General features: G+C 71.5%; 30 protein-coding genes and 1 riboswitch. Of the genes, 18 read left to right on the top strand and 12 right to left on the bottom strand.

Going from position 1 to position 25,297, the window contains the following annotated elements:
• Nucleotides 1-9 precede the first annotated feature (9 nt).
• The 4 genes from CP978_RS05785 to CP978_RS05800 all read left to right on the top strand — a co-directional run bounded on the left by CP978_RS05785 (nucleotide 10) and on the right by CP978_RS05800 (nucleotide 3,365).
• Nucleotides 10-738: a type 1 glutamine amidotransferase gene (locus CP978_RS05785; RefSeq protein WP_043438110.1), complete on the top strand. Its 729-nt coding sequence runs from the start codon at nucleotides 10-12 to the stop codon at nucleotides 736-738.
• 212 nt (nucleotides 739-950) lie between these two features.
• The gene (locus tag CP978_RS05790) at nucleotides 951-1,976 is read left to right on the top strand and encodes a 6-phosphofructokinase (protein WP_043438112.1); all 1,026 of its coding nucleotides are present in this window, start codon (nucleotides 951-953) and stop codon (nucleotides 1,974-1,976) included.
• Nucleotides 1,977-2,094: 118 nt separating this feature from the next.
• Nucleotides 2,095-3,045 (top strand): cytochrome c oxidase assembly protein, encoded by a 951-nt coding sequence (locus CP978_RS05795; RefSeq protein ID WP_043438114.1) that lies wholly within the window; start codon nucleotides 2,095-2,097, stop codon nucleotides 3,043-3,045.
• 161 nt (nucleotides 3,046-3,206) lie between these two features.
• On the top strand, nucleotides 3,207-3,365 hold the full coding sequence (locus CP978_RS05800) for a hypothetical protein (protein ID WP_043438116.1): 159 nt from the start codon (nucleotides 3,207-3,209) through the stop codon (nucleotides 3,363-3,365).
• Between the two features lie 9 nt (nucleotides 3,366-3,374).
• Here CP978_RS05800 and CP978_RS05805 read toward each other — a convergent pair whose 3' ends face one another.
• The 4 genes from CP978_RS05805 to CP978_RS05820 are packed head-to-tail and all read right to left on the bottom strand — an operon-like array spanning nucleotide 3,375 to nucleotide 7,415.
• Nucleotides 3,375-4,574 (bottom strand): sensor histidine kinase, encoded by a 1,200-nt coding sequence (locus CP978_RS05805; protein WP_043438117.1) that lies wholly within the window; start codon nucleotides 4,572-4,574, stop codon nucleotides 3,375-3,377.
• Nucleotides 4,571-6,283: a sodium/solute symporter gene (locus tag CP978_RS05810; RefSeq protein ID WP_043438118.1), complete on the bottom strand. Its 1,713-nt coding sequence runs from the start codon at nucleotides 6,281-6,283 to the stop codon at nucleotides 4,571-4,573. Before CP978_RS05810 ends, CP978_RS05805 begins: the two co-directional genes overlap by 4 nt.
• Before the next feature lie 9 nt (nucleotides 6,284-6,292).
• Nucleotides 6,293-6,649: a hypothetical protein gene (locus CP978_RS05815; RefSeq protein WP_043438120.1), complete on the bottom strand. Its 357-nt coding sequence runs from the start codon at nucleotides 6,647-6,649 to the stop codon at nucleotides 6,293-6,295.
• 7 nt (nucleotides 6,650-6,656) lie between these two features.
• A complete protein-coding gene (locus tag CP978_RS05820; RefSeq protein WP_043438121.1) occupies nucleotides 6,657-7,415 on the bottom strand; it encodes a LytR/AlgR family response regulator transcription factor in 759 nt (252 codons plus the stop codon).
• Nucleotides 7,416-7,552: 137 nt separating this feature from the next.
• Here CP978_RS05820 and CP978_RS05825 point away from each other — a divergent pair, with 137 nt between their 5' ends.
• The 3 genes from CP978_RS05825 to rocD all read left to right on the top strand — a co-directional run bounded on the left by CP978_RS05825 (nucleotide 7,553) and on the right by rocD (nucleotide 10,222).
• Nucleotides 7,553-8,068, top strand: coding sequence for an Lrp/AsnC family transcriptional regulator (locus CP978_RS05825; RefSeq protein WP_043448227.1), 516 nt, complete (start codon nucleotides 7,553-7,555; stop codon nucleotides 8,066-8,068).
• Between the two features lie 124 nt (nucleotides 8,069-8,192).
• A complete protein-coding gene (ddaH, locus tag CP978_RS05830) occupies nucleotides 8,193-9,005 on the top strand; it encodes a dimethylargininase (RefSeq protein WP_043438122.1) in 813 nt (270 codons plus the stop codon).
• Nucleotides 9,002-10,222 (top strand): ornithine--oxo-acid transaminase, encoded by a 1,221-nt coding sequence (gene rocD, locus CP978_RS05835; protein WP_043438123.1) that lies wholly within the window; start codon nucleotides 9,002-9,004, stop codon nucleotides 10,220-10,222. The genes ddaH and rocD overlap by 4 nt, the downstream gene beginning before the upstream one ends.
• Before the next feature lie 251 nt (nucleotides 10,223-10,473).
• Here rocD and CP978_RS05840 read toward each other — a convergent pair whose 3' ends face one another.
• Nucleotides 10,474-10,986 carry a TIGR00725 family protein gene (locus CP978_RS05840; RefSeq protein WP_079162029.1) on the bottom strand — a complete coding sequence of 171 codons (513 nt, stop codon included), beginning with the start codon at nucleotides 10,984-10,986 and terminating at the stop codon, nucleotides 10,474-10,476.
• A gap of 261 nt (nucleotides 10,987-11,247) precedes the next feature.
• Here CP978_RS05840 and CP978_RS36075 point away from each other — a divergent pair, with 261 nt between their 5' ends.
• Nucleotides 11,248-11,379 (top strand): hypothetical protein, encoded by a 132-nt coding sequence (locus CP978_RS36075; protein ID WP_260421114.1) that lies wholly within the window; start codon nucleotides 11,248-11,250, stop codon nucleotides 11,377-11,379.
• Nucleotides 11,380-11,539: 160 nt separating this feature from the next.
• Nucleotides 11,540-12,265 carry a lysophospholipid acyltransferase family protein gene (locus CP978_RS05845; RefSeq protein WP_043438125.1) on the top strand — a complete coding sequence of 242 codons (726 nt, stop codon included), beginning with the start codon at nucleotides 11,540-11,542 and terminating at the stop codon, nucleotides 12,263-12,265.
• A 61-nt stretch (nucleotides 12,266-12,326) separates the two neighbouring features.
• Here the strand turns inward: CP978_RS05845 and CP978_RS05850 are convergent, their stop codons facing one another.
• The 3 genes from CP978_RS05850 to CP978_RS05860 form a co-directional block, all read right to left on the bottom strand.
• The gene (locus tag CP978_RS05850; RefSeq protein WP_043438126.1) at nucleotides 12,327-13,925 is read right to left on the bottom strand and encodes an alpha/beta hydrolase; all 1,599 of its coding nucleotides are present in this window, start codon (nucleotides 13,923-13,925) and stop codon (nucleotides 12,327-12,329) included.
• A 340-nt stretch (nucleotides 13,926-14,265) separates the two neighbouring features.
• Nucleotides 14,266-14,631, bottom strand: a complete 366-nt coding sequence (locus CP978_RS05855; RefSeq protein WP_043438129.1) for a hypothetical protein — start codon at nucleotides 14,629-14,631, stop codon at nucleotides 14,266-14,268.
• A gap of 247 nt (nucleotides 14,632-14,878) precedes the next feature.
• Nucleotides 14,879-15,154: a type II toxin-antitoxin system Phd/YefM family antitoxin gene (locus CP978_RS05860; protein ID WP_043438131.1), complete on the bottom strand. Its 276-nt coding sequence runs from the start codon at nucleotides 15,152-15,154 to the stop codon at nucleotides 14,879-14,881.
• Between the two features lie 91 nt (nucleotides 15,155-15,245).
• On the opposite strand from CP978_RS05860, the gene CP978_RS05865 reads away from it, so the two are divergent.
• The 3 genes from CP978_RS05865 (at nucleotide 15,246) to CP978_RS05875 (ending at nucleotide 17,234) form a co-directional block, all read left to right on the top strand.
• Complete coding sequence (locus CP978_RS05865) at nucleotides 15,246-15,881, top strand: ATP-dependent Clp protease proteolytic subunit (protein WP_043438133.1); 636 nt, start codon at nucleotides 15,246-15,248, stop codon at nucleotides 15,879-15,881.
• Nucleotides 15,882-15,888: 7 nt separating this feature from the next.
• A complete protein-coding gene (locus tag CP978_RS05870) occupies nucleotides 15,889-16,194 on the top strand; it encodes a hypothetical protein (RefSeq protein WP_043438134.1) in 306 nt (101 codons plus the stop codon).
• A 399-nt stretch (nucleotides 16,195-16,593) separates the two neighbouring features.
• Nucleotides 16,594-16,757, top strand: a riboswitch (cyclic di-AMP (ydaO/yuaA leader).
• A gap of 3 nt (nucleotides 16,758-16,760) precedes the next feature.
• The gene (locus CP978_RS05875; RefSeq protein WP_043438136.1) at nucleotides 16,761-17,234 is read left to right on the top strand and encodes a C40 family peptidase; all 474 of its coding nucleotides are present in this window, start codon (nucleotides 16,761-16,763) and stop codon (nucleotides 17,232-17,234) included.
• A 168-nt stretch (nucleotides 17,235-17,402) separates the two neighbouring features.
• Here CP978_RS05875 and CP978_RS05880 read toward each other — a convergent pair whose 3' ends face one another.
• Nucleotides 17,403-17,861, bottom strand: a complete 459-nt coding sequence (locus CP978_RS05880) for an ATP-binding protein (protein WP_043438139.1) — start codon at nucleotides 17,859-17,861, stop codon at nucleotides 17,403-17,405.
• Nucleotides 17,862-18,111: 250 nt separating this feature from the next.
• On the opposite strand from CP978_RS05880, the gene CP978_RS05885 reads away from it, so the two are divergent.
• Together CP978_RS05885 and CP978_RS05890 are read left to right on the top strand one after the other, a co-directional pair.
• Nucleotides 18,112-18,972 (top strand): helix-turn-helix domain-containing protein, encoded by an 861-nt coding sequence (locus tag CP978_RS05885; RefSeq protein WP_043438141.1) that lies wholly within the window; start codon nucleotides 18,112-18,114, stop codon nucleotides 18,970-18,972.
• Between the two features lie 9 nt (nucleotides 18,973-18,981).
• Nucleotides 18,982-19,206, top strand: coding sequence for a DUF397 domain-containing protein (locus tag CP978_RS05890; protein ID WP_043438143.1), 225 nt, complete (start codon nucleotides 18,982-18,984; stop codon nucleotides 19,204-19,206).
• A 33-nt stretch (nucleotides 19,207-19,239) separates the two neighbouring features.
• Here the strand turns inward: CP978_RS05890 and CP978_RS05895 are convergent, their stop codons facing one another.
• Nucleotides 19,240-20,367, bottom strand: a complete 1,128-nt coding sequence (locus CP978_RS05895) for an 8-amino-7-oxononanoate synthase (protein WP_043438145.1) — start codon at nucleotides 20,365-20,367, stop codon at nucleotides 19,240-19,242.
• Between the two features lie 146 nt (nucleotides 20,368-20,513).
• Here CP978_RS05895 and bioB point away from each other — a divergent pair, with 146 nt between their 5' ends.
• From bioB to CP978_RS05915, 4 genes are all read left to right on the top strand, one after another.
• Nucleotides 20,514-21,725, top strand: coding sequence for a biotin synthase BioB (gene bioB / locus CP978_RS05900; protein ID WP_043438147.1), 1,212 nt, complete (start codon nucleotides 20,514-20,516; stop codon nucleotides 21,723-21,725).
• Nucleotides 21,718-22,998, top strand: a complete 1,281-nt coding sequence (locus CP978_RS05905; protein WP_043438149.1) for an adenosylmethionine--8-amino-7-oxononanoate transaminase — start codon at nucleotides 21,718-21,720, stop codon at nucleotides 22,996-22,998. Before bioB ends, CP978_RS05905 begins: the two co-directional genes overlap by 8 nt.
• Before the next feature lies 1 nt (nucleotide 22,999).
• Nucleotides 23,000-23,716 carry a dethiobiotin synthase gene (gene bioD, locus CP978_RS05910; RefSeq protein ID WP_043438152.1) on the top strand — a complete coding sequence of 239 codons (717 nt, stop codon included), beginning with the start codon at nucleotides 23,000-23,002 and terminating at the stop codon, nucleotides 23,714-23,716.
• A gap of 149 nt (nucleotides 23,717-23,865) precedes the next feature.
• Nucleotides 23,866-24,528: a class I SAM-dependent methyltransferase gene (locus tag CP978_RS05915; protein ID WP_043438154.1), complete on the top strand. Its 663-nt coding sequence runs from the start codon at nucleotides 23,866-23,868 to the stop codon at nucleotides 24,526-24,528.
• On the opposite strand, the gene CP978_RS05920 is transcribed toward CP978_RS05915, so the two are convergent.
• Together CP978_RS05920 and CP978_RS05925 are read right to left on the bottom strand one after the other, a co-directional pair.
• Nucleotides 24,529-24,903 (bottom strand): hypothetical protein, encoded by a 375-nt coding sequence (locus tag CP978_RS05920; protein ID WP_043438156.1) that lies wholly within the window; start codon nucleotides 24,901-24,903, stop codon nucleotides 24,529-24,531.
• A 4-nt stretch (nucleotides 24,904-24,907) separates the two neighbouring features.
• On the bottom strand, nucleotides 24,908-25,171 hold the full coding sequence (locus CP978_RS05925; protein ID WP_043438158.1) for a hypothetical protein: 264 nt from the start codon (nucleotides 25,169-25,171) through the stop codon (nucleotides 24,908-24,910).
• Between the last annotated feature and the right edge of the window lie 126 nt (nucleotides 25,172-25,297).

Below are 25,297 nucleotides of genomic sequence, written 5' to 3' on the forward strand. Positions count from 1 at the left end.
CGATCATCGATGAGTGACAACAGCCTGCGGCTGGTGTGGATCTACCCGGACCTGCTGAGCACCTACGGCGACCAGGGCAATGCGCTGGTCGTGGAGCGCCGGGCCCGCCAGCGCGGCCTCGACGTGGCCCGCCTGGACGTCCGCAGCGACCAGCCGATCCCCACCTCCGGCGACATCTATCTGATCGGCGGCGGCGAGGACCGTCCGCAGCGGCTCGCGGCCGAGCGGCTGCGCCGTGACGGCGGTCTGCACCGGGCCGTCGAGAACGGTGCGATCGTCTTCTCGGTCTGCGCCGGCTACCAGATCCTGGGCCATGAGTTCGTCAACGACCTCGGTGAGCGCGAGCCCGGCCTCGGACTGCTCGATGTGGTCTCGGTGCGCGGTGAGGGCGAGCGTTGCGTCGGCGACGTCCTCGCGGACATCGACGCGCGCCTGGGCCTGCCCGCGCTCACCGGCTTCGAGAACCACCAGGGCGTGACCCACCTGGGCCCGTCCGCCCGCCCCTTCGCCCAGGTGAAGCTCGGCCGGGGCAACGGCACGGGCGACGGCACCGAGGGCGCGTACAACGACACGGTGTTCGGCACCTACATGCACGGGCCCGTGCTCGCCCGCAACCCGCTGATCGCCGATCTGCTGCTGAAGCTGGCGCTCGATGTGAACGCGCTTCCGCCGACCGACGACCAGTGGTACGAGGCGCTGCGCACCGAGCGCATCGCGTCCGCCCAGCAGCCCTCTTAGTACTGTGGCGCCCCGGGCGGCCGGCCGGTGCTCCGGTCGGCCGCCCGGGGCGCCGCTGGGCCCGTCTGACGGGCCCTGCGCACAGCTGAGCGGGGGCGTCCAGCAGGCGGACGCGCGGTGTGGCACCACCCCCGGTCGCCGGTAGGGTGGCAGTGATCGAGCCGGACAGCGCGGTCCGGTCCCCGGCCCACGTCAAGAAGGTATCTCGGGCTATGCGCATTGGTGTCCTCACGTCCGGCGGCGACTGCCCCGGCCTGAACGCCGTCATCCGGTCCGTCGTACACCGTGCCGTCGCCGACCACGGCGACGAGGTCATCGGCTTCCGGGACGGCTGGAAGGGCCTCCTGGAGTGCGACTACCTCAAGCTCGACCTCGACGCGGTGAGCGGCATCCTGGCTCGCGGCGGCACCGTCCTCGGCTCGTCCCGGGTCCGTCCCGAGCATCTGCGGGACGGCGTGGAGCGGGCCCGGGGCCATGTCGAGGAGCTCGGTCTCGACGGCATCATCCCGATCGGCGGTGAGGGCACGCTCAAGGCGGCCCGACTGCTGGCGGACCACGGCCTGCCGATCGTCGGCGTGCCCAAGACCATCGACAACGACATCGCCGTCACCGACGTCACCTTCGGCTTCGACACGGCCGTGGGCGTGGCCACCGAGGCGCTGGACCGGCTCAAGACGACCGCCGAGTCCCACCAGCGGGTGCTGATCGTGGAGGTCATGGGCCGCCACACCGGCTGGATCGCGCTGCACTCCGGCACGGCCGCCGGCGCCCATGCCATCGTGGTGCCGGAACGCCCCTTCGACATCGAGGAGTTGGCGGCGCGGGTCGGCGAGCGGTTCTCCGCCGGGAAGCGGTTCGCGATCGTCGTGGCCGCCGAGGGTGCCAAGCCCAGGCCGGGCACCATGGACTTCGACGAGGGCGGCAAGGACATCTACGGCCACGAGCGCTTCGCCGGCATCGCCCGCCAGCTCTCCCTGGAACTGGAACGGCGGCTCGGCAAGGAGGCGCGTCCGGTGATCCTCGGGCACGTCCAGCGCGGCGGCACCCCGACGGCGTACGACCGGGTGCTGGCCACCCGCTTCGGCTGGCACGCCGTGGAGGCCGTGCACCGCGGCGAGTTCGGCCGGATGACCGCGCTGCGCGGCACCGACATCGTGACGGTTCCGCTGGCGGACGCGGTGCAGACGCTGAAGACGGTGCCCCCGGAGCGGTACGCCGAGGCCGACTGCGTCCTGTGACACGGGACCGGTCCGACACCGGACGAAGCAGCCGCCCCCGGTCGCAGACGCGACCGGGGGCGGTTCTAGTCTGGTCCGGACAGACGGCGCACAACCCCCATGAAACAGGAGCCGGCGGATGGATCACAGCGGGCACGGCATGACCATGGATCTGCCGCCGTTCACGCTGGGGCGGGGTCTCGAATGGTCCACGGACCCCTTCTTCCTCGTGGCCTGCGTGGCCGGACTGGTCCTGTACGGATGGGGGGTCGCCCGGCTGGTGCGCCGCGGCGACAAGTGGCCGGTGGGCCGCACGGTCGCCTATGTCATCGGTGTGCTCACGGTGATGCTGGTGATGTGCACCAAGCTGAACGACTACGGCATGGTCATGTTCAGCGTGCACATGGTGCAGCACATGGTGATCAGCATGCTGTCGCCGATCCTGATCCTGCTCGGCGCGCCGATCACCCTGGCGCTGCGTGCGCTGCCGACCGCGGGCCGCGGCCGCCGGGGGCCGCGGGAACTGCTGCTGATGCTGCTGCACAGCCGCTATATGCAGGTGATCACCCACCCGGTGTTCACCATCCCGATGTTCATCGCGAGCCTCTACGGTCTCTACTTCACCCCGCTGTTCGACTTCCTGATGGAGTCCAGGACCGGGCACATCGTGATGATGGTGCACTTCCTCGCCGTCGGCCTGTCGTTCTTCTGGCCGATCATGGGCGTGGACCCGGGACCGCACCGCCCCGGTCATCTGATGCGGATGCTGGAGCTGTTCGCGGGCATGCCCTTCCACGCCTTCTTCGGTATCGCGCTGATGATGGCGTCCACACCGATGATCGGCACCTATCTGCACCCGCCGGCCTCGCTCGGCGTCGACCCCCTGACGGACCAGTCCGCGGCGGGCGGCATCGCCTGGGCGTTCAGTGAGATCCCGTCCGTGCTGGTGCTGCTGGCGCTGCTCTTCCAGTGGCACGGCTCCGAGCAGCGGCAGGCCAAGCGGAAGGACCGTGCCGCCGACCGGGACGGCGACAAGGAGCTGGAGGCGTACAACGCCTATCTGGCCTCGCTCAACGCCCGCAGCAACTGAATCCTGGCGCACCACGGGGACACCCGGCCGGTGGCGGCCCTGTTCACGGGGCCGCTCCCGGACACTACCCTCGTCGGGACGAAGGCCCTGCCCGTCGGACGCGGTCCGCGCCCGGGAGGTGCACGGGACCTGGGAGGACGAGCCACGAGGAGGGTGTCGCGATGCCGGGTTCCACGAAGACGATGGGGGTGCTCACCGTGGGTGGGCTCGTCGCGGTGACGGCCTACACGGTGGCGCTGGGCAGCAGCGGCTGGCTGTGGTTCGGCTGGGTCGTGCTCGGCCTGCTCACGCTCGCCATGGTGCTCACCCGGGACCACTGAGACCAGCCCCTAGGACAGCCGTCCCGCCGAGTGCACCCCTGGCTGGTACTTCGGCAGCCGGGCGGTGATCTTCATGCCGGCGCCGACCGCGGTCTCGATGACCAGGCCGTGGTCGTCGCCGTAGACCTGGCGGAGCCGGTCGTCCACATTGGACAGCCCGATGCCGCCCGACGGGCTGACCTCTCCGGCGAGGATCCGGCGCAGCAGCCCGGGGTCCATGCCCGCGCCGTCGTCCTCGATGACGACCAGCGCCTCGGCCCCCGCGTCCTGGGCGGTGATGCTGATGTGGCGCTTGTCGGCGGTGCCCTCCAGTCCGTGTTTGACGGCGTTCTCCACGAGCGGCTGGAGGCAGAGGAAGGGCAGGGCGACCGGCAGCACCTCGGGTGCTATCTGCAGGGTGACGGAGAGCCGGTCGCCGAAGCGGGCCCGGACCAGGGCCAGATAGTGGTCGATGGCGTGGAGTTCGTCGGCGAGCGTGGTGAAGTCGCCGTGTCTGCGGAACGAGTAGCGGGTGAAGTCGGCGAACTCCAGGAGGAGTTCACGGGCCCGCTCGGGGTCGGTCCGCACGAACGAGGCGATCACGGCGAGCGAGTTGAAGATGAAGTGCGGGGAGATCTGGGCGCGCAGCGCCTTGATCTCGGCCTCGATCAGCCGGGTGCGGGACTGGTCGAGGTCCGCCAGCTCCAGCTGCACGGAGACCCAGCGAGCCACCTCACCGGCGGCCCGGACCAGCACGGCGGACTCGCGGGGCGCGCAGGCCACCAGGGCCCCGTGCACCCGGTCGTCGACGGTGAGCGGGGCGACGACGGCCCAGCGCAGCGGACAGTCCGGCTCCTCGCACCGCAGCCGGAAGGCCTCGCCCCGGCCGGTCTCCAGGGGCCCGGCGAGCCGTTCCAGCACCTCCGCGCGGTGGTGCTCCCCCGCCCCGTCCCAGGCCAGCACGGTCTCCCGGTCGGTCAGACAGAGCGCGTCGGTGCCCAGCAGACTGCGCAGCCTCCGTGCCGACCTGCGGGCCGTCTCCCCGGTGAGCCCGGCGCGCAGCGGTGGCGCGGCCAGGGAGGCGGTGTGCAGGGTCTGGAAGGTGGCGTGTTCGACCGGGGTGCCGAGACCGCCGAGGTTCTCCGGGCGCGCGGTGCGCCGGCCGATCCAGAACCCGGCGGCCAGCAGGGGGAGCACGGCCACGCACAGGCCCGCCAGGAAGCCGCTCATGCCGTCGTCTCCGTCCGCAGTTCCTCGGGCAGATGGAACCGGGCGAGGATCGCCGCCGTGCCGGCCGGCACCCGCCGCGGGGTGGCCAGGGACACCAGCACCATGGTGAGGAAGCCCAGCGGCACCGACCAGAGGGCGGGCCAGGCGAGCAGGGCGTGCAGGGTGCCGGTGCCGGGGTAGCCGGCCATGGTCGCCGCCACGGCGCCGAACGCCGAACCGCCCCCGGTGAGCATGCCCGCGGCCGCTCCGGGCGGGGTCAGCCGCCGCCACCAGATGCCCAGCACCAGCAGCGGGCAGAAGGAGGAGGCGGACACGGCGAACGCCAGGCCCACCGCGTCGGCCACCGGGAGCCCGCCCACCAGGACGCTGGCCGCCAGCGGCACCACCATGGCGAGCAGGGTGCCGAGCCGGAAGTGCCGTACGCCCCGCGACGGCAGCACGTCCTGGGTGAGCACCCCGGCCACCGCCATGGTCACCCCGGAGGCCGTGGACAGGAACGCGGCGAAGGCCCCGCCCGCCACCAGCGCGCCCAGCAGGTCCCCGCCGACACCGCCGATCATGCGGTCGGGCAGCAGCAGCACGGCGGCGTCGGCGTCCCCGGTGAGGGTGAGTTCGGGGGCGTAGAGCCGGCCCAGCGCCCCGTAGACGGGCGGCAGCAGATAGAAGGCGCCGATCAGCCCGAGCACGGCGACGGTGGTGCGGCGGGCCGCGACGCCATGGGGGCTGGTGTAGAAGCGGACGACGACATGCGGCAGCCCCATGGTGCCGAGGAAGGTGGCGAGGATCAGCCCGTAGGTGGCGTACAGCGGGCGTTCGGCGCGCCCGGAGGCCAGCGAGGTGGACATGCCGCCGTTGCTGCCGCGATCGGCGACGGGCACGGGGGCGCCCTGGTCGAAGGTCAGCCGGGTGCCGTGCTCGACATGGTGGACGCCGGGGGCGAGGTCCAGCCGCTGCCCCGAGTGGTGTCTGCCGTCGACCGTGCCGGTGACCGTCACCTCGAGCGGCCGGGACAGTCGCAGATCGACGCTGTCGCCGATCCGTACGACACGGTGGTCACGGAAGGCCGGCGGTTCCGAGAGGGGGGCGCGGGGTGCGCCGTCGCCCTGCCAGGCCAGGACCAGGAAGAGCGCGGGCACCAGCAGGGCGGTGAGTTTGAGCCAGTACTGGAAGGCCTGGACGAAGGTGATGCTGCGCATGCCGCCGGCGGCGACGGTGGCGACCACCACGACCGCCACGATGACCCCGCCGAGCGCGGCGGGCGCACCGGTCAGCACGGCCAGGGTGAGCCCGGCGCCCTGGAGCTGGGGCAGCAGATACAGCCAGCCGACCCCGACGACGAAGGTGCCGGCGAGCCTGCGCACCTGCTGCGAGGCGAGCCGGGCCTCGGCGAAGTCGGGGAGGGTGTAGGCGCCGGAGCGGCGCAGGGGTGCGGCGACGAACAGCAGCAGCACCAGATAGCCGGCGGTGTAGCCGACCGGGTACCAGAGCATGTCGGGACCCTGGACCAGGACGAGTCCCGCGATACCCAGGAAGGAGGCTGCGGAGAGGTATTCGCCGCTGATCGCGGCCGCGTTGAGGCGGGGGCCCACGGTGCGGGAGGCGACATAGAAGTCGGAGGTGGTGCGGGAGATCCGCAGCCCGAAGGCGCCCACCAGGACGGTCGCCAGGACGACGAGGGCGACCGCGGGAACGGCGTAGTTCGGGTTCACGGCGGCGCCTCAGCGGTCCTCGACGAGACGGACGAAGTCCTTCTCGTTGCGCTCGGCGCGGCGTACGTACCAGCGGGCGAGGAGAACCAGCGGCGGGTAGACGCCGAAGCCCAGCACGGCCCACTTCAGTCCGGCGTCACTCGTGGTGGCGAAGACCAGGGGCAGGGGGCCCACCAGCAGCACCAGCACCGTGAACACCAGCAGCGCCGCCCTCAGCTGACTGCGCATCAGGGAGCGGACATAGGTGTGGCCCAGGGTGGTCTGCTCCTCTATCTCCGTGCGCGGCCGGTAGTAGCCGGAGGTGCGGCGGACCCGGCGGGGCGGCCCGGTGACGACGACACGGCGTTCGGCGGGGTCCTGAGGCACGCCGACCTCACCGGCCCGTGGTCCGGTGCATCAACAGGTCCCGCAGCTCACGGGCGTGCCGCCGGCTGACCTGGAGTTCGACGGGGCCGACGAGGACGCTCACCGAGCCCGCGTCCAGGCGGAGTTCGTCGATATGGCGCAGGGCGACGAGATGGCGACGGTGGATACGGACGAACCCGCGCGAGCGCCAGCGTTCCTCCAGGGTGGACAGCGGGATCCGGACGAGATGGCTGCCCTGGGCGGTGTGCATCCGGGCGTAGTCGCCCTGCGCCTCCACATGGGTGATGTCCTCGACGGGCACGAACCGTGTCACACCGCCGAGTTCGACGGTGATGTGGCCGGGGTCGGGTTCGTGCACGGGTATCCGCGCCGCGCTCTCCCGCAGTTGGGCGGCGCGCCGCACGGCCTCCGCGAGCCTCTCCCGCCGTACCGGTTTGAGGACGTAGTCGACGGCCTTGAGGTCGAAGGCCTGTACGGCGAAGCCCTCGTGGGCGGTGACGAACACGACGAGCGGCGGCCGGGCGAAGCCGGTCAGCAGCCGGGCCATCTCCAGGCCGTCGAGTCCGGGCATATGGATGTCGAGGAAGACGACGTCGACGGCGTCGGGGCCGTCCGGCCCGGACTCCAGGGCGCGGTTGATGCGGCGCAGCGCCTCGGTCGCGTCGCCCGCGCCCTCCACACTGCCGATGCGGGGGTCCGCGTTGAGCAGGTACAGAAGCTCTTCGAGGGAAGGGCGTTCGTCGTCGACGGCGAGGGCACGCAGCATGAACGTGGAGTCTAGGGGGTGTCCGACACATGAGCGCGGGTGAAGGAGCGGTGTCCTGTGCGTGCGACGGACATGCGCGCAGCCGGACGTACGCGCTGAGCACGGCGGGCGCCCCGCTCTGGGCATACAGTGCCCCCATGAGCAGCAGGCCGCCCGTGTTCGACGGACTCGACCGTAAGATCATCACGGCGCTCACGGCGAACGCGCGGAGCAGTTTCGCGGAGATCGGCGCGGCGATCGGGCTGTCGGCGACCGCGGTGAAGCGCCGGGTGGACCGGCTGCGCGAGGCGGGGGTGATCACCGGGTTCACGGCCACGGTGAAGCCGTCGGCGCTCGGCTGGCGCACGGAGGCGTATGTGGAGGTGTACTGCGACGGCGCGGCGCCGCCCCGGCGGCTGGCGGAGGTGGTGCGCAACCATCCGGAGATCAGCGCGGCGATGACGGTCACCGGGGGCGCGGACGCGCTGCTGCATGTGCGGGCGACGGATGTGGAGCACTTCGAGGAGGTGCTGGAGCGCATCCGCACCGAGCCGTTCATCCGGAAGACGATCAGCTATATGGTGCTGTCCCATCTTCTCCCGGAAAGTCCGGAAGCGGGCGCCAGCCAGCCCGCACCCAAGGACACTCCGGGTCACGCACCGGACATGCGCTGAGCGGCCTCACAACGCAACGATCCTGCGCACACGCGCAGCTTTTGTCGCTTGTCGGAGGTCTCCCTGTCTTCCTACCGTTGTGTCACCCCTAGCGACACATCGCAGGAAGCGGAGGACCCTCTCTGTGCCTGAGCGCCGTGTACCGCGAGCCCGGCGATTCCTTGTCTGCGAACCCAGACACTTCGCCGTGCAGTATGCGATCAACCCCTGGATGCATCCCGACACACAGGTCGATGTCGATCTCGCCCGCGATCAGTGGCGAACCCTGATCGAGGCCTATCGTTCCCATGGTCACACCGTGGAGAGCGTGGAGCCCGTGGCCGGACTTCCGGACATGGTCTTCGCGGCCAACTCCGCGCTGGTCCTGGAGGGCCGTGTCTTCGGCTCGCTCTTCCACGCCGAGCAGCGCCGCCCCGAGTCCACCGCCTACGACACCTGGTTCAAGACGGCGGGCTTCGATGTGTACCGCCCCGAGTCGGTGTGCGAGGGCGAGGGCGACCTGGTCCCGACGGGACGGTACGTCCTGGCCGGCACCGGATTCCGTACGACGCCCCAGGCGCACCGCGAGGTGCAGGAGTTCTTCGGCGTCCCGGTGATCGGCCTCCAGCTGGTCGACCCGTACTTCTACCATCTGGACACCGCGCTGTTCGTGCTCGACGAGGACACCGTCGCGTACTACCCGGAGGCGTTCTCGCCGGGCAGCCGTGAGGTGCTGGCGCGGCTGTACCCGGACGCCGTGCTCGCCACCCGCGCGGACGCCCTGGCCTTCGGCCTCAACTCCGTCTCCGACGGACGGCATGTCTTCGTCGCGCCGGGCGCGACCGCGCTCACCGAACAGCTCGCCCACCGCGGATATGTTCCCGTCCCCGTCGACCTCTCCGAGTTCCACAAGGCAGGCGGAGGCATCAAGTGCTGCACCCAGGAGATCCGTTCATGACCTCACCCGCCCTTGCGCGTTCGTCCGACGAACTGATCCGTGCCGAGGAGCCGGTCCTCGCGCACAACTACCATCCGCTGCCCGTGGTGGTCGCCCGGGCCGAGGGCACCTGGGTGGAGGACGTCGAGGGCCGCCGGTACCTCGATATGCTCGCCGGCTACTCCGCCCTCAACTTCGGGCACCGCAACCCGGTGCTGATCGAGGCGGCCCACCGCCAGCTGGACCGGCTGACCCTGACCTCCCGCGCCTTCCACAACGACCGGCTGGCCCGGTTCGCCGAGTCCCTGGCCGCCCTGACGGGCCTGGACATGGTGCTGCCGATGAACACGGGCGCGGAGGCGGTGGAGAGCGCCGTCAAGGTGGCCCGCAAATGGGCCTACGAGGTCAAGGGCGTCCCGGCCGACCGGGCGACGATCGTGGTGGCCGACGGCAACTTCCACGGCCGTACGACGACGATCGTCAGCTTCTCCACCGACGAGACGGCCCGCTCGGGCTTCGGCCCGTTCACCCCGGGCTTCCGGGTGGTCCCGTACAACGATCTGGCCGCGCTGGAAGCGGCGGTCGACGAGACCACCGCGGCCGTGCTGATCGAGCCCATCCAGGGCGAGGCCGGTGTGGTCATCCCGGACGAGGGCTATCTCGGCGGGGTCCGCGACCTCACCCGTCGTGCGGGATGCCTGTTCATCGCGGACGAGATCCAGTCGGGCCTGGGCCGCACCGGCCGCACCCTGGCCGTGGAGCACGAGGAGGTCGTGCCGGACGTCCTGCTGCTCGGCAAGGCGCTGGGCGGCGGGATCGTACCGGTGTCCGCGGTGGTCGCGCGCCGGGAGGTCCTCGGTGTGCTGCGGCCCGGCGAGCACGGCTCGACGTTCGGCGGCAACCCGCTGGCCGCGGCGGTCGGTTCGGCGGTGGTGGAGCTGCTGGAGACGGGCGAGTTCCAGCGCAGGGCCGCCGAGCTGGGCGTGGTGCTGCGGGAGGGGCTCACGGCGCTCCTCGGCCGGGGCGTGCTGGGCTTCCGCTCGCGCGGGCTGTGGGCGGGCGTGGATGTGGACCCCGAGATCGGCACGGGCCGCGAGATCAGTGAGCGGCTGATGCGGGAGGGGGTCCTGGTCAAGGACACCCACGGCTCGACGATCCGGCTGGCCCCGCCGCTGACGATCACGGAGGAGGAGCTCCGCTCGGCACTGGGCGCACTGGAGAAGACCCTGACGGCCTGACCGGCCGGGGCCCGGTCCCCGGCCACTCCCGGCCGGGGACCGGGCCCCGCTCCGACGAACTGCGACGGGGCCGGGCCCGCCCCGCGACGGGCCCGGCCGTCACCGCCGGGCGACACCCCGTGGAGCCCAGCCGTCCCGGATCACGGGAATCCCCGGCCACACCACCCCCGATACGGTGGCCCCGCCCGCACAGCCTCACCCGGCCGACGACACCCCGGGGACCGCCCGTCCCGGATCGTGCGCGTCCCCGGTCAGCTCGGGTCCGGTGCGGTGGTTCCGGTCGGGGTCGACGGCCACAGGCCCGTGAGGTCCAGGGCCTCGGTGGGGGTGAGCGCATGGAGGATCCCCGGCGGCTCCTGGCCGCGGGCGTCCACGGGCCGCCAGCCGTCGCCGAGCCGGACCACCGGCACACCGCCCCGGCGCACCGCGAGGGCCAGTTCCGACAGCGTGCCCCAGGAGCCGCCGACCACGATGACGGCGTCCCCGCTGTGGACGATCACACTGTTGCGCGCCTGTCCGAGCCCGGTGGCGATCGCCACGCTGAGATCCGGCCCGGCACCGGAGCGGTCGGGCCCCGGCAGCACCCCGACGACCAGCCCGCCGCGGGAACGGGCGCCCGCCGCCACCGCGGCCATCACCCCGCCGTGCCCGCCGCAGATCACCACGGCTCCCCGCTCCGCGAGCAATCGGCCCAGCTCATGGGCGAGAGCCCGCTCCGGCTCACCGCACCGAGCCGGTCCGCACACCGCCACCTGTACCGCCATGCCTGGCCACCTCCGGCGCGGAGGGTACCGCACCAGGGGAAACACCAGGGGTCGGCCTCGCCGGGGCCTTCGTACGACATCGCCGGCCACCGGCCCCCGGATCACCACTGCGACCTCCGGGCGTTCCGATATGCAGGGGAATGCGACTCGTGCCACGCTGATCGAGAGGGGAGCTTCGCCTCTCTCACCGTCGAGGAGTGAGCCGATATGACCGACCGGGGACGTGACCCGTATGCGGATGCATCAGGCCACCTCAGGGACATGACAGAGGAAACCCTCGGTGCCGAGGAACAGGAGCGCCAGGACCGTCTGCGTCGACAGGAGCAGCAGCGGGGCGGCCGCCGGGCGGACGACGAGACCGCACCCGAGCAGGGAGACGACGACTACCTGTGAGCACCGCTTCCGCAGAACCGCTTCGCCTCGCCGTGTGCGGTCCACCCCCGCGGACCGCACACGGCGCTTTGCGCACCAGGCCTCCCTGACACTCCGCCAGACGTACTGCCGCGGCAGCGGAACGCGGCGGCCCGGCCGATCCGTCGGAGTGAGGAGCGCCTTGTTCTACCAGCTGCTCAAGCACATCGTGCTCGGCCCCTGGCTGAGACTGGTCTTCCGGCCGCGCATCGAAGGCCTCGCGCGGGTACCCGCGCACGGACCGGCGATCATCGCCGGCAACCATCTCTCCTTCGCGGACCACTTTCTGATGCCCGCGATCCTCAAGCGGCGCATCACCTTCCTCGCCAAGGCCGAGTACTTCACCGGGCCGGGCCTCAAGGGCCGTCTCACCGCCGCGTTCTTCCGCAACGCCGGCCAGATCCCGGTGGACCGCTCCAGCAAGGACGCCGGACAGGCCGCGATCCGCGAGGGCCTCGGCGTACTGCGCAAAGGCGAACTGCTCGGGATCTATCCGGAGGGCACCCGCTCCCCCGACGGCCGCCTCTACAGGGGCAAGGTGGGCGTCGCGGTGCTGGCGCTCGAGGCCGGGGTCCCGGTGATCCCCTGCGCGATGATCGGCACCTTCGAGGCCCAGCCGCCGGGCCAGGTACTCCCCCGGGTCCGCCCGGTGGTCATCCGCTTCGGCGAGCCCCTGGAGTTCTCCCGCTACGCCGGCATGGAGAAGGAGAAGGCCGTGCTGCGCGCGGTCACCGACGAGATCATGTACGCCGTGCTGTCGCTCTCCGGGCAGGAGTACGTCGACCGGTATGCGGCGGACGTCAAGGCGGAGGAGGCCGGGCAGCAGACCGACAGGGCCCGCAGACTCCCCCGCCTGCCGTTGAGTTGAGACGGACGACGACAGGGGCGGCCGGGCATCCGGCCGCCCCTGTGGTGCTGTGGATCGGTGGCTACGGCTTGGGCGTGGCGTGCGGTGCGCACGTCACATCGGCCGCGTCCGTCCTGCCGGTCAGCAGATAGGTGTCCACCCGGTCGTTGATGCAGGGGTTGACCAGGCTGGTCACACCGTGGGAGCCGGCGTCCTTCTCGATGATCAGGCGGGAGCCCTTGAAGCGCTTGTGCAGTTCGACCGCGCCGGGGAAGGGCGTCGCGGCGTCACGCGTGGACTGCACGATCAGTACGGCGGGCAGGCCCTTGCCGGTCTTGACGTTCAGCGGCGTCCCCTGCTTGACCGGCCAGGTGGCGCACGGCAGGTTCATCCATGCGTTGGCCCAGGTCATGAACGGGTAGTCCTTGTGGAGTCGGGTGTTGTCCCGGTCCCAGGTCTGCCAGTTCGTGGGCCACTTGGCGTCGGTGCACTCGACGGCCGTGTAGACGGCGTTGCCGTTCTCCTCGGAGATGTTGCCCGCCGTGTCCGACGGGTCGGGGGAGGCCGCGTCGATCAGCGCCTGGGTGTCCCCGGCGACGTACCGGCTGAAGACGGTGGCGACCGGCGCCCAGGAGGAGTCGTAGTACGGGGCGCTCTGGAAGAACCCGATCAGCTCGTTCGGGCCGACCACTCCACCGAGCGGCTTCTTCTTCGCGGCGGCGCGCAGTTCGAGCCACTTGGCCTCCACCGCGGCCCGGGTGGTGCCCAGGTGGAAGGTGGCGTCGTTGGCGGCGACCCAGTCCTCCCAGTCCTTCCAGCGGCCGTCGAAGGCGACGTCCTGGTCGAGGTTGGCCTGGTACCAGATCTTGTCCCGCGACGGGTTGACGACGCTGTCGACGACCATGCGGCGGACGTGGTCCGGGAAGAGGGTGCCGTAGACGGCGCCGAGGTAGGTGCCGTACGAGACGCCCAGGTAGTTGATCTTCTTCTCGCCGAGGGCGGCACGGATGACGTCCAGGTCCCGCGCGGTGTTCGGCGTGGTCATCTGCTCCAGCATCGCCCGGCCGGTGCGCCGGGCGCAGCCCTCCGCGTAGGCACGGGCGAGCTTGCGCTGGGCGAGCTTGTCGGCCTCGGAACCCGGGACCGGGTCCGCCTTGGGCGCCTGCACGAACTCCTGCGGGTCCTGGCAGGAGATGGGCGCCGAGTGGCCGACACCGCGCGGGTCGAAGCCGACGAACTCGTACGCCTTCGCCACGTTGGCCCAGACCGCGCTCTTGTTGGTGACCCGGGTCGGGAAGCGGAGGCCGGAGCCGCCGGGGCCACCCGGGTTGTAGACGAGGGCGCCCTGGCGCTCCTGCTTGGTTCCCGTGTTCCCGATGCGGTCGACGGCCAGCTTGAGCTGCTTGCCGTCCGGGTGCGCGTAGTCGAGCGGGACGCTGACCCAGCCGCACTGGATGGGCTTCACCAGCCCCCAGTCGGCCGGGCAGTCCTGCCAGTCGATCCCCTTCTTGGCGGCCCGTTCCGCGGCGACCGCCACACCGCGGGCCTCCTGGTTCTTGCCCTGGCCCGAGTCGGCGGTGGCCGACGGCGCCGCCACGGCGCCGGCTATCAGGGTCGCCGTGACCAGCACCCCCGCGGCGCCGAGCGCGGTCGTCCGTCGCGTCGGTCTGATTCCCCTCAAGAGGGACCTCCCCGTACATCGTTGCGATTGGTACGGGGATCCTTGCGGCTGTGAGGTCCCTGAGAACAGGGGGAACTTGACTTTCTTTGCCAATCCGATAACCGGTACACCCCTGCCCGTTGAGCGGGGCAGGTACGGCGCACCTTTTCCGACACCTCGATCGTCTTCCGGCTGTACCGATGTTCTGCGCAGTGGTGCACGTGCCGTGTGGTGGCTCCCCGAGCGTCAGGCGCTCCGATTCGCCGTCACGACCGAGCCCCGGCACGCCTGGAAAAGACGTACCGGGGCCCGGTCGGATCGTCGCCGCTCCAACCGGCGGACGCCGGCGGCGGCTTCGGGGTCAGCGGCGGCACTCCTGGTGGGCCGGGCGCCAGACGCGGGTCCAGTAACCGGCGTGCCTGTGGTGGTTCCGGTCCCGGTACTCCGGGTGCCACTGACGGTCCCAACGGCCCGGCACCCATGTGCAGCGACGCGGCACCGGCGTGTGGTGGTACTGGCGCCCCACCGGAGCGTGGTGGTACCGCGACCCCGCCGGCGCGTGGTGGTACTGCGACCCCGCCGGTGCACGGTGGTGCTGCGACGCCGCCGGCACATGGTGGTCGTGCGGCGCGGCCGAGGCGGTGCCGACCGTGCCGACGACCGCACCCGCGGCCAGGGCCACCGTCGCCGCGCCCAGGGCCGCAGCCCTCTTCAATCCGTTGATCACGTTCAGGCCTTTCCGTACGAGCCGGGACTTTCGCCCCGTCACTTCCCGGACCGGTTTGCCCGGGGACACGTCGATCCTCCCCCTTCGACGCCCCCAAATCCCCGAAAAGCACCGCCTGTTACGAAATGCCGACGGATTCCTCATTCAGCACAAATAGTCCTATAAACGCATCAGGCATAGTGCAGCATCAGCCGACTTCACAGCGATCAACACGTGCCCCGAACCGGTCGGATCGGACGCGAGCCCGTCAGGACGCGTCGGGCCCCCGATGCTCGGCCGCGATACCGAAGCGGTGTCGCCCGGGCTGGACCGAAGGGGCCTCATGGACGCCGGAGACCGAGCTGATCACCTGCTCCTGGGCGGCGTCCAGCTCGGCGAGCCGCTCGAGGTCCGCGGCGGAGACCAGGGCGACGAGGGGCTTGCCGTGCCGCGTCACGACGACCCGCTCGCCGCCGTACACCACGCGGTTGATCAGGTCGGCGAGCTCAGCCCTGGCGTGCGTCACCGAAATCTCGTAGGCCATGTGCTCCAGCTTAGACCGGCGGTTCCCCGCGCCAATGGAACGTACATCCTGTACATTTTTTATAGGAGCGATTCCCAAGGAGGCGCATGCCATGAATCGACCGTCCGCCCGCCATGTCCTGCCCGAGCTCACCGAACACACCGGCTACGGGCAGCGGACCCTCGACCCGTACTCCAAGCTGCTGGACGAGCGGATCGTGTTCCTGGGGACACCCGTCGACGACACCTCGGCGAACGATGTGATGGCACAGTTCATGCACCTGGAATATCTGGCCCCGGACCGGGACATCTCGCTGTACATCAACTCCCCCGGCGGCTCCTTCAGCGCCATGACCGCCGTCTACGACACCATGCGCTACGTCGGCTGCGACGTGGAGACGGTCTGCCTCGGCCAGGCCGCGTCCACCGCGGCGGTGCTGCTCGCCGGGGGCACACCGGGCAAGCGGTTCGCGCTGCCGGGGGCACGGGTGCTGATCCGCCAGCCGGCCCTGACGGAACCCGTCCAGGGGCAGGCCAGCGATCTGGCCATCCAGGCGGCGGAGTTGGCCCGGACCCGGGAGAACCTGGAGGAGATGCTCGTCCGGCACACCGGGCAGAGCCCCGAGCGGATCGCCGCCGACATCGAGCGGGACACCATCCTGGACGCACCGGCGGCGGTGAGGTACGGGCTGATCGACGGCATCATCCCGAGCCGCAAGGCGTCCAACACCGCACCCGGCGCGAGGTGAGCCGCCGATGCTGCCACCGGAACCACCCCCGCTGCCGGCGTTGACGCGCGCGGAGGGCGAGCTGATCGACCGCTATCTGGAGGTGGTGGACCTGCTCGGCCGGATCAACCCCGTGCACTCGGGGGACACCTACCGCGGACTGCGAGCCGCCCAGGCCCTGGTCAGCAGGGCGACGGAGCTGCGCGAGGCGCTGACCCTGATGCACCGGCGCGGGGAGAACGAACTGCACGGCGCCACCCTCGCCCGAGCCCTCCGGGTCCTCGACGGCGAGCGCCGCTCGTCCCGCGTGAGGGTGCCTCCGGGGCCGGACTGACGGGAAGTCGTGGTTCCGCCGGGGTCCGTCCGTTGCCGTGAACCGGCCGGGCCACGCCGGAGATCGGGCGACGACCGCCCGCCCCGGCCGAAACGGACCAAACGGGCTACCCACGGTCGGCGTAGCGGTTCCTCCGTCCGAGGTGCGGGAAACGCCGCGCAGCACGCCAGGACCCGATCAGGAACCGACGCTCCCGCGCAGGTCCGGGGCTCATGCACCCCCTCAAAACCCCCCGAACGGAGGCCTGTCCAGCCGAACGGGTGGGTGGTGAGGAACACCACAAACCACCGATTCCATTGTGATTTTCCCACAGCCATGGGTGAAGATCCGTTGCTGACGACAAGCCCCCGCCACCGCGGCGGGGCGGTCCGGGCGGACGCCGAGTCCTGCCGCCACCCGGATGACAGGTCGACAGGAGTGGATCGGCAGGAGTGGAGGACCCAGCAAGTCGGGCCGCCGGAGAGATCCGGCCGGTCCTTGGGGTGAAGCCGCGCGAGCGGCCGGGCTACTTCGCCAGCCCGAATCCGACAGGTCATCCTTCACAGGCGGCTGACGAAGGGTTGCGCATGACTGCGCTCAATCGTGTCCCGTCGCTGCTGACCCGGGCCGGCACCGCCTCGGCCCTCACCCTCGCCGCCGTCGGCGGCAGCATCGCGGTACCCGGTCTCGCCACCGACGCCGCCGCCGCGCCCATGGCGGCGAAGGCACTGCGGATCGCGGCGTCCAAGAAGGGGGCGCCCTACCAGTACGGTGCCACCGGACCCCGCCGCTTCGACTGCTCGGGGCTCACGCTGTACGCCTACAAGAAGGCGGGCAAGCACCTGCCCCGTACGGCCGCGGCCCAGTACAACAAGACGCACCATGTCTCCGCCTCCAAGCGCAAGGCCGGTGACCTGGTGTTCTTCCACTCGGGCCGCAGCGTCTACCACGTCGGCATCTATGCCGGGAAGGGCAAGATCTGGCACTCCCCGAAGACCGGGGACGTGGTCAGGCTCCAGAAGATCTGGACCAAGAGCGTGTGGTACGGACGGGTCAGCTGATCCGTCCGGCGGGGTGGCGGCCCGGCGCGCCGCCACCCCGCCGCCGGAGCGTGCTGCGGGCCGGGAACAGCCGGTCGACGACCCGTCGGACCACCGACCGCCGGTGACCCCTGCCATACGGGACTGACTCCTGCCGCACGGGACGTACGACATGAACCGGGTGCCGCTTCAGGCCCCCTGTTGTCCGCCCGCCGTGACCGGCCGCACCGGGGCGACCCACGGCAGTTCGATGGCGACGGTCTTGCCACCCTCGCGGGTGCGCCGGACGCTCAGGCTGCCGCCGTACTCCGCGGCCAGCCAGCGGATGATCACCATGCCGCGGCCGTTGTCCTGCTGCACGGCCGCGGGCAGGCGTCTGGGGAAACGCGGATGGCTGTCGGTGACCCCGATACGCAGTAACTCGTCCCGGTCGAGCGCGACGTCGACCCTGAAGGTGGGGGACAGCCCGAGGGTGTGCTGCACGGCGTTGGTGGCGAGCTCGGACACGATCAGGCGCACGGTGTCGACGACGTCCGCGTCGCCCGGCAGGCCCCATTCGGCGAGGACACCCGAGACATAGGTACGGGCGGCCGAGACCGAGGCGGGATCGCTCGGCAGAGTGACGGACGCTTCCTGATGGTCTGCCATGGCGATGCCGTCCCTTTCCCACGGGACCGAAGTCCGACACGGAGCGGTTGGTTTCGAGTAACGGTCCCGGACTTGGTGCTGCGCGCCAGATTGCCATCACCGGGGCCCCATGGGGAGCGATCCCCCGAGATATGCATATATCTGTCGCCCGAAGCGGTGAACTCTCCGACGACCGACCGTATTTACGCGGCCTTCAGGAGCATCCTCTAGCGGTCCCGAAGAACGCGTGCCGTGCGGAGAGGAGCCGGCCATGCAATACGGACCAGCGGTGCGCCGCCGCAGACTCGGCGCGGAATTGCGCGCGCTGCGCGCCCGGGCCGGACTCACCAGCGGACAGGCGGCCGTCCTCGTCGGCTGGCACCAGTCGAAGGTGAGCCGGATCGAGACCGGCGCCAGCGGCGTCAAACCGGCCGATGTGGGCCTGCTGCTCGACGCCTATGAGGTCCAGGACAGCGAACTGCGGGACCTGCTACTGGTGTTGGCGGGCTCGGAGGACGGGGGCGGGCGGCAGAACTGGTGGCACGCCTATCGCGGGGTGCTGCCCCCGGCCTACCGTGACTTCATCAGCCTGGAGTCACAGGCGAGCGGGATACGCACCGTGGAGACCTCCGTGGTGCCCGGTCTGCTGCAGACCCCCGCCTATGCCAGGGCCGTGACCAGGGCCGCCGTCGGCACCCTGGAGGACGCCGCGCTGGACACCCTGGTCGAGGTGCGGCTGGCCCGCCAGGACGTGCTGCGCGCGGACCCCCCGCTGAGGCTGAACGCGGTCCTGGACGAGGCGGTGCTGCGCCGCGAGGTCGGCGGTCCCGAGGTCATGGCACACCAGTTACGACGGATCCTGGAGGCGGCCCGGCTTCCCCAGGTACGGCTCCAGGTACTGCCGTTCTCCGCGGGAGCGCATATCGGCCTCACCGGACCTTTCGTTATCTTCTCATTTCCGAGCAGATCCGATCTGGATGTGGTAGTACTCGACCATTTGACGAGTAGCCTCTACCTCGAGCGGAAAGAAGACCTCTGGGCCTACATCGAGGCCTTCAGCGCCCTCCAGGTCCACGCTCTCTCCCCCGAGGACTCATTCGACTACATCGCCGCGATGACCGGCGCCGTCTGAGGAGGCACCATGTCAGCTCTGCCTCGCCCCATCCCCTCCAGTACCTCCCTGCACGGTGTGCGCTGGGTGCGCAGCAGCCGCAGCACGGGAATGAACAACTGCGTCGAGACGGCCCGTCCGGGCCCCGGGCACGGGTCCGGGCTGGTGGCCGTGCGCGACTCCAAGAACGTGACCGGACCCGCCCTGCTGTTCAGCCGTGACACCTGGGAGAAGTTCCTGACCGGGCTGAGCTGATCGGTCCCGGCCCGGCCGTACCGCCCCGGCGGCTCACGGCCGGGTCTCGCCGATCACCCGCACGGCACGGCCGATCTGCTCGTCGGTGAGGTCGGCACGGGCGGTCAGACGCAGCCGCGAGATGCCGTCGGGCACCGACGGCGGGCGGAAGCAGCCCACGGCGACCCCGGCCGCCCGGCAGTCGGCCGCCCACCGCACGGCCCGGTCGGCGGAGGGTGCCCGCACGGAGACCACGGCGGCGTCGGGCCGCACCGCCTCATGGCCCTCGGCCGTGAGGCGGTCGTACAGCGCCGTCGCCACCGCGCGGGCCCGTGCGGCGCGCTCCGGCTCGCGGCGCAGCAGACGCAGCGCCGCGAGTGCGGCGCCCGCCGCGGCCGGGGCGAGCCCGGTGTCGAAGATGAACGTCCGGGCGGTGTTGACCAGATGGTCGATGACCCCTGCCGGGCCGAGGACGGCGCCGCCCTGGCTGCCGAGCGACTTGGAGAGCGTCACCGTCACCACTGTGTCCGGCGCGCCCGCGAGCCGCGCCGCCTGCGCGGCCCCCCGTCCACCGGTCCCGAGGACCCCGAGCCCATGGGCGTCGTCGACGATCAGACCGGCCCCGAACTCCCGGCAGACGAAGGCCAGTTCGGCCAACGGTGCGGCGTCGCCGTCCACCGAGAAGACCGTGTCGGAGACCACGACGGCGGGCCCCGGACGGGCGCTCAGCGCCTTGCGCACGGCTTCGGGCTCGGCGTGCTCGACCACCTGGGTGGTGCCGCGCGCCAGCCGGCAGCCGTCGATCAGGGAGGCATGGTTGCCCGCGTCGGAGACGATCAGGGAACCGTGCGGCGCCAGCGCGGTGACCGCCGCGAGGTTGGCCGCGTACCCGGAGGAGAAGACCAGGGCCGCCTCGAAGCCGCAGAAGTCGGCCAGTTCGCGCTCCAGTTCGGCGTGGAGTTCGGTGGTGCCGGTCACCAGGCGGGAGCCGGTCGAACCGCCGCCCCAGCGCCGGGCCGCCTCCGCCGCGCCCTCGACGATCTCGGGATGGCGGGCCAGGCCCAGATAGTCGTTGCTCGCGAGGTCCAGCAGCGGGGAGCCGGCGGGGCGGGGGCGCAGGGTGCGGACGAGTCCGGCCCGGCGGCGCGCCCGCGCCTGCTCGTCGATCCAGCCGAACGCCATGGCTCCTCCGGGTCTTTGTAGGCAGTGCACAGACCTTAGCTAGACAATCGGCCGCGCCGTATGTGGCCATACCCACACGTCGCACCGTGTCTGTTGTGCGATCTCTCCTTGGCCCCGAGCGGTGCCGTAGGAAAGGATCGGCTCTCATGGACCTGCTGAACACGCTGGTGGACAAGGGGCTGCGGCGCGAACCGCCGACCCGCGAGGAAGCGCTGGCCGTCCTCGCCACTTCCGACGACGATGTGCTCGATGTGGTGGCGGCGGCCGGCAAGGTGCGCCGCCACTGGTTCGGCCGACGGGTGAAACTCAACTATCTGGTCAACCTCAAGTCCGGCCTGTGCCCCGAGGACTGTTCCTACTGTTCTCAGCGCCTCGGCTCCAAGGCGGAGATCCTCAAGTACACCTGGCTCAAGCCGGACCAGGCCTCGCAGGCCGCGGCGGCCGGAGTGGCGGGCGGGGCCAAGCGGGTCTGTCTGGTCGCCAGCGGCCGCGGGCCCACCGACCGGGACGTGGACCGGGTCTCGGACACCATCAGGACCATCAAGGAGCAGAACGAGGGCGTCGAGGTGTGCGCCTGCCTCGGTCTGCTCTCCGAGGGCCAGGCCGAGCAGTTGCGGGCGGCGGGCGCCGACGCCTACAACCACAACCTCAACACCTCCGAGGCCACCTACGGGGACATCACCACCACCCACACCTACGCCGACCGCGTCGACACCGTGCAGAAGGCGCACGCCGCCGGTCTGTCGGCCTGCTCCGGGCTGATCGCGGGCATGGGCGAGAGCGACGAGGACCTGGTCGACGTCGTCTTCTCGCTGCGGGAGCTGGACCCGGACTCGGTGCCCGTCAACTTCCTGATCCCCTTCGAGGGCACCCCGCTCGCCAAGGAGTGGAACCTGACCCCGCAGCGGTGTCTGCGGATCCTGGCGATGGTGCGGTTCGTGTGCCCGGACGCGGAGGTACGGATCGCGGGCGGCCGCGAGGTCCATCTGCGCACCCTTCAGCCGCTGGCGCTGCATCTGGCCAACTCCCTCTTCCTCGGCGACTATCTGACGAGCGAGGGACAGGCGGGCCGGGCCGATCTGGAGATGATCGCGGACGCCGGGTTCGAGGTGGAGGGCACGGACCAGGTGACGCTGCCCGGGCATCGCGTCGCGGGCGGCTGCGGCTCGCACCAGGAAGCCGGGTGTGGCTCCCACCAGGAAGCCGGGTGCGGCTCGCACGGGAGCGGTGGTTGCGGTTCGCACGAGGGCCCCGGCGTCTGCGGGTCCGCTTCCGCACCGGCCTCCGGCGAGCCCCGTACGGACCTGGTCGCCGTACGCCGCCGGGGCGCGGGAACGGATCTCGCGCCCAATGCCTGAGCTGTCCGTGGACGCGCTGCTGGCGCTTGACCGGCAGCACGTCTGGCATCCGTACGGTCCCATGCCCGGCCGGCAGGAGCCGCTGGTCGTGGAGTCGGCGAGCGGGGTGCGGCTGCGGCTGGCCGACGGCTCCGGCGAACTGGTCGACGGCATGTCGTCCTGGTGGTCGGCCATCCACGGCTACAACCACCCGGTGCTCAACGAGGCCGCGCACGAGCAGCTGGCGCGGATGAGCCATGTGATGTTCGGCGGGCTCACCCATGAGCCCGCCGTCCGGCTGGCGAAGCTTCTCGTGGACATCGCGCCCGACGGTCTGGAGCATGTCTTCCTCGCGGACTCCGGCTCGGTCTCGGTCGAGGTCGCGGTCAAGATGTGCCTGCAGTACTGGCGTTCGCTCGGCCGTCCCGCCAAGCGGCGGCTGCTGACCTGGCGCGGCGGCTACCACGGGGACACCTGGCAGCCGATGTCGGTGTGCGACCCCGAGGGCGGGATGCACGAGCTGTGGCAGGGTGTGCTGCCCCGGCAGGTGTTCACCGAGGCGCCTCCGGCCGCCTACGAGGAGTCGTACGCCGAGCAGTTGCGCGCCGCGGTGGAACGGCACGCCGACGAACTGGCCGCGGTGATCGTGGAGCCGGTGGTGCAGGGCGCGGGCGGGATGCGGTTCCACTCCCCCGCGTATCTGCGGGTGCTGCGCGAGGTGTGCGACGCGCACGATGTGCTGCTGGTGTTCGACGAGATCGCCACCGGGTTCGGCCGTACGGGGGCGCTGTTCGCCGCGGATCATGCCGCGGTGACGCCCGATGTGATGTGCGTGGGCAAGGCGCTGACCGGCGGCTATATGACGATGGCGGCGACGTTGTGCACCCCGCGGGTGGCCGAGGGGATCTCCCGGGGCGAGGTGCCGGTGCTCGCCCACGGGCCCACCTTCATGGGCAATCCGCTGGCGGCCGCCGTGGCCTGCGCCTCGGTGGAGCTGCTGCTCGGACAGGACTGGCAGGCAGAGGTCAAGCGGATCGAGACGGGCCTGCGGGAAGGGCTCGCCCCGGCGGCGTCCGTGCCGGGGGTGCGCGAGGTGCGGGTGCTCGGCGCCATCGGGGTCGTGCAGCTCGATCATGAGGTGGACATGGCCGCGGCGACCCGGGCCGCGGTGCGCGAGGGCGTATGGCTGCGCCCCTTCCGTGATCTCGTCTACACCATGCCGCCGTATGTGACCGGCGAGGCGGACCTGGCGCGAATCACACGCGCGGTCTGCGCGGCGGCACGGGAGGGCTGAGATGGCGATATTGGTGATCACGGGGACCGGCACGGAGGTCGGCAAGACGGTGACCACCGCCGCCGTCGCGGCGGTGGCGGTGGCCGGTGGCCGCTCCGTGGCCGTCCTCAAGCCCGCGCAGACGGGCGTGGGGCGCGACGAGGACGGGGACGCCGATGTGGTGGCCCGGCTCTCGGGCGCCGTGACCGCGTGGGAACTCGGCCGCTATCCGGAGCCGTTGGCGCCGGCGACGGCGGCCCGGCGGGCCGGGATGGCGCCCGTGCGGCCGCAGGAGGTGGCGGAGGCCGCCGCCAAACTGGCCGTCGAGCACGACCTCGTCCTCGTCGAGGGGGCGGGCGGGCTGCTGGTCCGGTTCGACGACGAGGGCGGCACCCTGGCGGACGCGGCACGGCTGCTGGAGGCGCCGGTGCTGGTGGTCGCCCCGGCGGGCCTCGGCACGCTGAACGCCACGGAGCTGACGGCACGCGAACTGCGGCGCCGCGGGCTGGACCTGACGGGAGTCGTGGTCGGCAGTTGGCCGACCCCGGCCGACCTGGCCTCACGGTGCAATCTCGCGGACCTTCCGGTGGTTTCCGGGGCGCCGCTGCTCGGTGCGCTGCCCGCGGGAGCCGGGGCGTACGCGCCGGCCGGCTTCCGGGCCGCGGCGCCCGGCTGGCTGGCACCTCGGCTGGGCGGGACCTGGGACGGCGCGGCGTTCACCTCGGCGTTCGCCGCGTAGGCGGCTCGGCCGAGCCGGGGCGCGGGTGGTCCGCGCACCGGTCTCCGGTGCCGCCCGTGGCTCCCGCCGTCGCCGAAGCGGGCATGCCCGGGGGCGGTTCGGGGGAGGATGGCCCTAATCGCCCGCCCTCCGTCTCCGGGAGGTCCTCGATGCCGGACCGCGCCACCGAGGACGTCGTCCACCACCCCCGGTTCGCCCGCTACTACGCGCGGTCCAGCGTGGCCGCCGAGGGCATGCTGGGGCCGCACCGGGACACACTCCTGTCCGGCCTGTCGGGGCGGGTGATCGAGATCGGCGCGGGCAACGGGCTGAACTTCACGCACTATCCGGACACGGTGGCCGAGGTCGTCGCCGTCGAGCCCGAGCGCGCCCTGCGGCAGCTCGCGATGACCGCGGCCCGGCGCTCCGGTGTGCCCGTGGATGTGGTGCCGGGCGTGGCGGAGGCGCTGCCGGTGAAGAGCGATGCCTTCGACGGCGCGGTGGTGTCGCTGGTGCTGTGCAGTGTGCGGGACGTCCCGCGCGCCCTGTCGGAGCTGCGGCGTGTGCTGCGCCACGGCGGTGAGCTGCGGTTCTTCGAGCACGGCAGGGGCGGCGGGCGGGCGATGAGGTTCACCCAGCGGATGGTGGACCGCACCGTGTGGCCGCTTCTGTTCGGCGGCTGCCATGTCGACCGGGACCCGGTCGCCGCGATCAGCTCGGCCGGCTTCGAACTCGGGCCCTGCCGCCGGGTCCTGGTGCCGCCCAGGGGGCTCCGGACGCCCTCCTCCTACTGTGTGCTGGGCAGCGCTCGGCGCCCCGGTCCGGAGCGGTAGTCACAGACTCCACTGCCGCAGCTCCCGCGCGATGTCGCCCACCGAGGCCTCGCCGCCCTTGACCAGTCGCGCCAGATCGCGCACCTGTTCCGCCGAGGTGACGACCTTGACACCGCCGGCGACCAGATAGCCGTAGGCCACCGCCGAGGCGAACAGCGCGTTGGAGCGCTCCAGCGCGGGCACGTGCAGCAGGAGTTGGAGCAGCGCGGCGGCGCGGTCCTGCGGGGTGTCGTAGACGGCGACACCGAATATCTCCGCCTCGTGGCGGCTGACCGCGGCGACGAGCGCTCCCCAGTCGGTGACCTGGGGATCTCCGGGTGTCTTGTGTTCGGCGACCATCAGCAGCCAGGCGAGGTCGACTCTGAGGTGGCTCAACGGATCAGTGACGACCTTCGTCCCGGCCCTCGCCCGCGGGCTCGACCCGGCCCTCACGGGCGGTGCCGAACTCCTCGGCGAAGACGGACTCGTACTGCTTCATGAAGTCGGCGGCCGCCTCGACGAAGGTGTGTCCGGCCTCCCCGGTGTCCTGCCGGACCAGTTCCTCGATATAGCGGTTGACGCTCATGCCGCGCTCCAGGGCCCGCTCACGGGCGGCTCGGGCGGTGTTCTCGTCCACCCTCACGTTCAGCTGGGTCTTCGCCATGTCTCGACGCTAGCGCCGGGGTGCTAGCACCGGCAAGGGGAGGGGGACGGCGAGCCGGACGTGCGTAGGAGACGCGCCTGGACCTCCGGGGGATTCCGGCTGTGGGGCGCATCACATTACCCTCGG

It is taken from the genome of Streptomyces nodosus (genome assembly GCF_008704995.1).
GTDB classification, from domain to species: domain Bacteria; phylum Actinomycetota; class Actinomycetes; order Streptomycetales; family Streptomycetaceae; genus Streptomyces; species Streptomyces nodosus.